A 7,415-nucleotide genomic window follows, 5' to 3' on the forward strand; every position below is an offset into this window, starting at 1 on the left:
TACCACGGGGCGACCTTCCGGATCTTCAAGTTCCGCAGCATGCACACCGACGCCGACGGGCGGCTGCAGAAACTGCGCGAGGAGACCGGCGCCGAGGGACTGTTCAAGATGAAGGACGATCCGCGGATCACGAAGGTCGGCAGGTTCCTCCGCAGGACCAGCATCGACGAGCTGCCCCAGTTCTTCAATTCCCTGCTCGGCACGATGAGTGTCGTCGGACCCCGCCCCCACCTCAGCCACGAGGTGGACGCCTTCAGCCCCGACATGCGGATGCGCATGGAGGTCCGCCCCGGCATCACCGGCCTGTGGCAGGTCTCCGGCCGCTCCGACCTGACCCCTGAGCAGGCTGAGCGGCTCGACCTCTACTACGTGGACAACTGGTCGCTCGCCCTGGACGTCAAGACCATCGCGCGCACGTTCCGCGCCGTGGCCCTGTCACGTGGCGCCTACTGAGCCGGGGAAGCCGGAACAACCATGAAGATCCTGCACGTCACCGACTGCTACCACGGTGGAGTAGCCACCGCAGTCGAGCAGTACGCCCGACTTCTGCCCGACCACAGGCACCTGCTGCTGTCCGACAACGCCCGCGGCTCGTCCCCGCCCGCCCCACGCAGCCCCGGTGTCTTCACCGGGGACCGGGAACTCCCGGCGTCCCCCCTCGCCGCGGTGCGCGCGGTCCGCGACGCTGTCGCCGAACTGCGCCCGGACATCGTCCACGCCCACTCCAGTTTCGCCGGGGTCTACGTCCGCCTCGCCGCAGCACTTGACCGCATGACACCCGGCCGCGACGCCGTCCCGGTGGTGTACACCCCGCACAGTTTCGCCTTCGAGCGGGCCGACATCACCTCCACGCAACGCCACGCCTTCCGGCTGCTGGAGAAGATGCTCTACCCGTTGACCACCGTGGGGGCGCCCTGCGCGGTGCGGGAGGGTGAGCTCATGTGCGGGCTCGGACACGGGCTGCCGTGGACAGTGCCTGTCACCGTGGTCCCGAACGTGCTCGCCGAGGACCACCCCGCCCCCGCGGACAGCTGGTCACCCGCGCTCCCACGGACGGTGGGCGTGGTCTCCCGGGTGACCCCGCAACGCGACCCGGCTTTCTTCGCCGCTACCGCCCGGCTGATCCGCGAGGAGCTGCCGGAGACCCGCCTCGTGTGGATCGGGGACGGGGACGGCAAAGACAGCTCCCTCATTCCCGCTCTCGAGGACGCCGGGGTCGAGGTCACCGGCTGGCTCAGCGGAGATGAGCTGCACCAGCGCATCGCAGAACTGTCCGTGGTGGTCCACACCGCCAGGTGGGACGGGTTCCCCATGTCGGTCCTCGAGGTCCGCAGGATCGGCGTCCCCCTCCTCGTCCGGGACATCCCGGCTCTGCAGGAGTGCCCGGCCGAGGCGAGGTTCAGCACTCCGGAGGACGCCGCGCGCAAGGCCGTCGGGATCCTCACCACGGGCAGGGACCCGGCGGACTGGACGTCGCTTGACCGTGCACACTCCCCGCAGACCCAGCGGGACCGGCTCACCTCGGTTTATGACCTGGCGGTGGGGAGAACCTCCGACCGGAAGGCAGAGTTGTGACTCCACGGACCGACAACCGTCACATCCGGGGGCCGGCCTCGTCGCCCCCGGTCCTCGGGGTGTGCCTCGGCGCGGTCGCACTGGCGGTGGGGCTGCTCATCCGTCCCAGGCTCACCGGACTGTTCGGCGGATTCGGCAATGACGCCACCACCATCCGCTGGATCATGTCGTCACCCTTCGACGCGGCGGACCTCGGCGCAGGTTCGTACAGTGCCATCGCCGCGTTCTACACCCGCATCGGCATGGTGGAGACCCCGACAGCCGCCGCCGCCCTCGGCGTCGTCATCGGCGCAGCCGTCCTCGGGGCCGTGCTGACACGTGTGGACAGTGTCCACCTGAGCACCCCCGCCCTGGTGCTCGCGCTGGTCACCCCCCTGGCCGTCGGCGTGTACCAGGCGGCCTACACCAAGGAGGTGGTCATCTCCCTGGCGATGCTGGTCATCGTGCTGATGCCGGTCAACCTCCTCGGCGAGATCCTCGTTGTCGCGACCATGGCACTGCTGGGGGCGGAGTTCCGCACCTACTGGTTCATCGTCACGGGCCTCTACGTGGTCTTCCGGGTACTGCTCAGCCGACGCCCGGCCGGCCCCGCGACCCGCACCACCGCACAGGTGGTGTGGATGATCGTCGGTGTCGCGGTGGTCACCGGACTGGCGGTGTGGACCGTGATGGGCGTACCCGCGGACAGTTTCCGCGTCGACGCCAACGACACCGCCGACAGGCAGGCGAACACCGGCTCGCTGATCACCCGGTTCGTCAGCGCCCCGGAACCGCTCGGCGGCGTCCTGAACTCCACCCTGACCTCACTGTTCTTCATCATCCCCCTGCCGATGCTGGCGAAGTTCTCACCGTACTACCTGGTGATCGGGATCCTCTTCGCGCTCATCTGGACCAGTGCGGTCCGGGCCGCCGGCACGGCGGGCCGGGGGAACCCGCTGCTGGCCCGGTTCACCGCACTTCCCCTGGCTTTTCTCGTCGTCCAGGGATTGTTCGAACCTGACTGGGGTTCCGCCCTGCGGCACACCACACCGATCCTTCCGCTCATCGTCGGCGCGGTGGCGCTGGCCGGCCGCCAGGCTGCACAGAACACCGTGCCGGACCCCGGCGACGACCCTCCCGGTGAGACAAGTACCGGACACCCGATCCACTGCCCGCCACCTTCCCGACGACTAAGGACCACCATGATCTCCCGGACTTCACCAGCCTCCACCACGTCTTCAGCCGGTGGAACGTTCTCCACCCGCAACGTGCTCGTCGACCACCTGGGTCATCTGCGCAGGTCCTGGTGGATGCTCCTCGTCGGCGCGCTCGTGGGCGCCCTCGCCGGCTGGGGCGCCACCGCTCTCATGACCGAGGAGTACACGGCGACCGCCCAGGTGTACGTGGGAACGGCGTCCACCGGCGGTTCGGGTGACGCCTACCAGGGCGTCCTGCTCAGCCAGAAGCAGGTCGGGTCCTACGCGGAGGTGGCCAACGGCCGGGCACTGAGCCGGCGCGTCGTCGACCAGCTCGGCCTCGACCGCACACCTGACGAGGTCATGGCGATGCTCGACGCCGGAGCCCACAAGGACACCGTCATCCTCGATCTCACGGCCGTGTCCGGGGATCCCGTGCTCTCACGGAATGTGGCGAACTCTGCGGCAACCCAGCTGCAGCAGATGGTCCGTGAGATCAACGAACAGACCTCCGCTCCCGGAGCGGCCGGCGCCCCGCAGCTCGCGCTGCTCAACGAGGCGGTGACACCGACATCACCCTCGTCCCCGGACATGGCCCTGAACACCGCCCTCGGACTGGCTGCGGGACTTGTGGTGGGCGCTGTCGCCGCCGTGTGCCGGGGCCTGGTCGACCGCAGGATCACCGATCCCGCGACCATCCGGGACATCGTCGACGCCCCTGTCATCGGCAGCGTCGGCACCACCGACGCCCTCGTCGAGCACCACACCCTCGACTTCTCCGGCGCCCCCGCCCCGGCCGCCGAACAGCTGCGGGAACTGCGCACGAACCTCAGGTTCCTCGACGTCGACAATGACCCCACCGTTCTGGCCGTCACCTCGGCGATGCCCGGTGACGGCAAGTCCACCCTGGCGGTGAACCTGGCCCTCGCCCTGGCCGATGACGGTGAGAACGTCTGCCTGGTCGACGCCGACCTGCGTGACCCGAGTGTCACGAACTACGTGGGCGACAATCTCCAGAGTGCGGTGGGCCTGTCCACCGCCCTGTCAGGCCGGGCGGACATCGGTGACGTCATCCAGTCGACCGCCACAGAGGGGCTGAGTGTCGTCGCCTCCGGTCCGATTCCGCCGAACCCTGCAGAACTGCTGGGATCCAGGCGCTTCGGGGAGATCCTCACCCGGCTCGCCGCCCGTTTCGACCATGTCATCCTCGACGCGTCCCCGGTGCTGCCCGTCACCGACGGTGCGCTGGTCGCCTCTTCCGCGGACGGGGTGCTGATCACGGTGCGGTACAACGGCACCACCACCGACCAGCTCACCGCGGCGGCAGACAACCTCACCGCCGTGAACTCCCGGATCCTGGGTGCCGTCCTCACCCGGACCCCGGCACCGAAGGGAAGGTACGGCAGGTACAACGGCTACGGCGCGTACGGTCACGGGTCCACCGCAACCGCCCCGGACACCGCAACCACCCCGGACCTCCCGGACGCAGACGCCGGGGAGGACGCCGGACGCGCCACCTCCACGGGCGCACAGGACTCCGTCAGCGTCGAGGTACCCGACGGTACCCCCCGTCCCGACCCCGACCGCTGAACTCGACGGACGGAGCCGGCCGGACTCTCCCTCCCCCTCCCCGTCCACCCCGTTCCCCCCTCACCGGCTTCACCCCTTCCCCCACCCGTGTCCGCTCCCCCACCCCTACAGGACGAACTGCCATGACGTCCGATCAGACGATCCTCTCCTCCACGCCCCCGTCGGCCGGTTCCGCTGACGGGGACAGGCACCGTGCCGCCTCCGGCCGGAACATTCCCGTCGACACTCTCCGCGGTCTGGCATGCATACTGCTGGTCACCTTCCATGTCATCGGGGACACGGCCGCAGCGGGCATCCATGTCGCCGACGACAGTGCCTTCCGCTACTACTGTGACTCGGTCCAGTACCTCCGCATGCCGTTGTTCACCTTCCTCTCCGGACTCGTCTACGCGTGGCGCCCACTGTCGGACATCCGGGCGTACCCGGAGTTCATGGGCAAGAAGGTCCGGCGACTTCTCGTCCCCTACGTGATCTTCATCCCGGTGCTCGGGCTCACCCAGATGTACGCACCCGGGATCAACGGCACCGTGGACCCCGACCCCCTGCTGTGGTGGATCAACTCGCTGAGCCCCTACTGGTTCCTGCTGTCCACCTTCTGGCTCTTCGCCCTGGTGACGTTGCTCGATTCCCTGGGACTCCTGCGTTCACCGTGGGCTTTCGGGGGACTGTTCGCGGCGTCGGTGCTGATCTCACTGTTCACCAGGCCAGAAACGGTGGAGACCCTCCAGCTCGGGACCGCACTGTCCTTCCTTCCGTTCTTCCTCGCGGGTGTCGGGACATTCAGGTTCCGTCTCATCCCGCAGCGCACCATGACCGCTGTGCCGGTCACCCTCATTCTGCTGGTACCGGTGGTGCTGGTGCAGCTGTCGCTCACCGGTCACCTCGAACGGTTCGAGACCCGCCACAGTCTCGTGGGCATCGCCCTGGGCGTGCTCTTCCCGGTCGCCTTCCTGGGATGGTCCCTGAAATCCCGGGTCCTGGCCTGGATCGGCGCGTACTCGTCGGGGATCTACCTCCTCCACTCTTTCGCGGTGGGTGCGTTCCGCGCGGTCACCGGTGCCGTCGGACTGGACGCTGACCTCCCGCGGTTCATCATCCTGTCGGTGGGCGGCGTCTTCGCCCCGGTCCTCGGCGTCATCGTCCTGAGGCACGTCAGGATCGGACCGGTCCAGATCGGACGGATCATACTGGGCGAGAAGGTGAAGAAATGAGCACCGGTGCACGCCCGGTCTTCGGGCTTGTCAGGAGGTTCCGGAGCTACGGGCTCTCCGGGATCGCCCAGGCGATGAACTTCGTGGCGATGCTGATACCCGTCCTCGGACGCCAGATGGACCAGCTGACCTACCTGGTGGTTCCGTTGGCACTGTCCGGTCTCCTCTGCAGGGCGGTGACCTTCGCCTACCCCGGGCGTTACCTCGCCGTCCCGGAGAGTCTCGTGAGGACGGCGTCCTCGACCGCCTTCGCCGGGCTGGCGACCGGCACCGCTGTGCTGCTGGTCGTCGCGGCCGCGCTCAGCGGACCGTCCGACTACTGGGCCGGTGTGGTCGCCTGGGGTGCACTGCTCACCTTCACCCACGGGATGTACTTCGCGGCCGTGGCGGTCGTTACCCGGGAACGTCGGATCGACGTCTACGCCCGGGCGCGGGTCGTCTACGGCGTGATCAACGTCACCGGAACGCTCATCGTCGTATTCCTGGTTCCGTTCCGGGCGGGTCTCGTCGTGGTCGCGGGGACAATCACGATCATCGGTGCGACCGTCATGCTCGCCGGGACCACAGACCGGATCATCCCCGCCTTCGTCCGGGATGTCACCAGACTCTTCGACAGCGGACACCGCAGGTACCTGGCACAGTCACTGCGCGCCACCGGTGCACAGCTGCTCACCGACCTCGCCTTCCAGATCCAGGCCTTCGCCACCCCCTTCCTCGGCGCGTACCAGGAGATGTGGGCGGTGGCGCTGCGACTGACCGGCGGATTCTCGGGCCTCGCACAGCAGGTCGTCGCGCCGGGCTTCGAGATGAAGATCTCGGACGCCGTACGCCGGGGAGACCCGGGGACTGTCCGCAGCTGGACTCTCCGGGGCCTCTGGTCCGGTGTCGTCCTGGCGTTCTTCTCCGCGGTCGTCGTCGTCGCTGCCGTGGTCTTCGCGGCAGACGGCCCGGACGTCACGGTCCGTACCCTCCTCTGCCTGGGTGTGTTCACTCTCGGTTCCCTGGTGACGTCACTGGTGGCGAAGGTCCCCTACATCACCGGCAGAGATTCACTGTGCCTCGTCTGGTCGGTGATCCGGCCCACGATCCTCGGCGTCTCCCTGCTCACCCTGTCGGACGGTCCGCTGCTCACCGCCATCGCGGTGGCGCAGCTTGTCAGTGCCGCGGCATTTGTCCCGCTCGTCCTCCTGCCCCCGGCGGACGCCGTCCCACACACCCCCTCACCGTCCCGCGAAAGGAAGTCCACATGGAAAGCAAGGCGCTGATCCTGCACGGATACAGCTCGAGGAACCGGGGTGACGGTCTTCTCGTCGAGGAGACCGTGGCACTTCTCAGGGAAGCCCTGGGCGGGGACACGGACATCACCCTGTGCGCCTCCGACCCGGAGAGCTTCCGTCATCTTCCGGTGACCCTCCACAGTTCCCGTCCCTCTGCCCTCGGCTGGCGGCGTGACTATCTGCGGATGCTGTGCAGACTCGACAGATATGACCTGGTCGTCGGGGTCGGTGGAGGCTACCTGCGGGCAGGAAGGGTCACGGAAGCGTTGAAGTGTGCCCTGGTCATGGGACCGCAACTGGTCGCCGCCGCCCTCACCTCCTCACCCACCGTCTATCTTCCGCAGAGCATCGGTCCGCTCCGCGGCGGCACCCGGGCACTCTGCGCACCACTGCTGCGGCGACTGTCCCTGGTCATGGTGCGTGACGACCGGTCGATGCAGGAGCTCGGTCCGGACGTCGGTCCGGACGTCGGTCCGGACAACGCGGTGCGCATGCCGGACCTCGCGATCGCCTCCCCGGACTTCACCTCACGGTTCGACGGTGCTCCGGAGACGACGGGGTCCGGGGACGGAGACCGCACCGGAGGA

General features: G+C 68.3%; 6 protein-coding genes. All 6 read left to right on the forward strand.

The window, feature by feature from the left end; translation table 11 throughout:
- Nucleotides 1-453 (forward strand): sugar transferase (locus QZV72_RS11615; protein WP_297008655.1); only part of this gene is annotated, 453 nt, incomplete at its 5' end.
- 21 nt (nt 454-474) lie between these two features.
- Nucleotides 475-1,575 carry a glycosyltransferase gene (locus QZV72_RS11620; RefSeq protein WP_297008656.1) on the forward strand — a complete coding sequence of 367 codons (1,101 nt, stop codon included), beginning with the start codon at nt 475-477 and terminating at the stop codon, nt 1,573-1,575.
- Complete coding sequence (locus tag QZV72_RS11625; RefSeq protein ID WP_297008657.1) at nt 1,572-4,340, forward strand: polysaccharide biosynthesis tyrosine autokinase; 2,769 nt, start codon at nt 1,572-1,574, stop codon at nt 4,338-4,340. The genes QZV72_RS11620 and QZV72_RS11625 overlap by 4 nt, the downstream gene beginning before the upstream one ends.
- 122 nt (nt 4,341-4,462) lie before the next feature.
- A complete protein-coding gene (locus QZV72_RS11630) occupies nt 4,463-5,551 on the forward strand; it encodes an acyltransferase family protein (protein WP_297008658.1) in 1,089 nt (362 codons plus the stop codon).
- Nucleotides 5,548-6,816 carry a hypothetical protein gene (locus QZV72_RS11635; protein WP_297008660.1) on the forward strand — a complete coding sequence of 423 codons (1,269 nt, stop codon included), beginning with the start codon at nt 5,548-5,550 and terminating at the stop codon, nt 6,814-6,816. The genes QZV72_RS11630 and QZV72_RS11635 overlap by 4 nt, the downstream gene beginning before the upstream one ends.
- On the forward strand, nt 6,798-7,415 hold a 618-nt coding region (locus QZV72_RS11640), incomplete at its 3' end, for a polysaccharide pyruvyl transferase family protein (protein WP_297008662.1). The genes QZV72_RS11635 and QZV72_RS11640, both read left to right, overlap by 19 nt.

Source organism: uncultured Corynebacterium sp., from assembly GCF_902782855.1.
Classification (GTDB): domain Bacteria; phylum Actinomycetota; class Actinomycetes; order Mycobacteriales; family Mycobacteriaceae; genus Corynebacterium.

What these genes read in the sequence shown, in the direction of transcription:
- QZV72_RS11630 (WP_297008658.1), top strand. Translation starts at nt 4,463, where the DNA reads ATGACGTCCGATCAGACGATCCTCTCCTCCACGCCCCCGTCGGCCGGT.
- QZV72_RS11635 (WP_297008660.1), top strand. Translation starts at nt 5,548, where the DNA reads ATGAGCACCGGTGCACGCCCGGTCTTCGGGCTTGTCAGGAGGTTCCGG.
- QZV72_RS11620 (WP_297008656.1), top strand. Translation starts at nt 475, where the DNA reads ATGAAGATCCTGCACGTCACCGACTGCTACCACGGTGGAGTAGCCACC.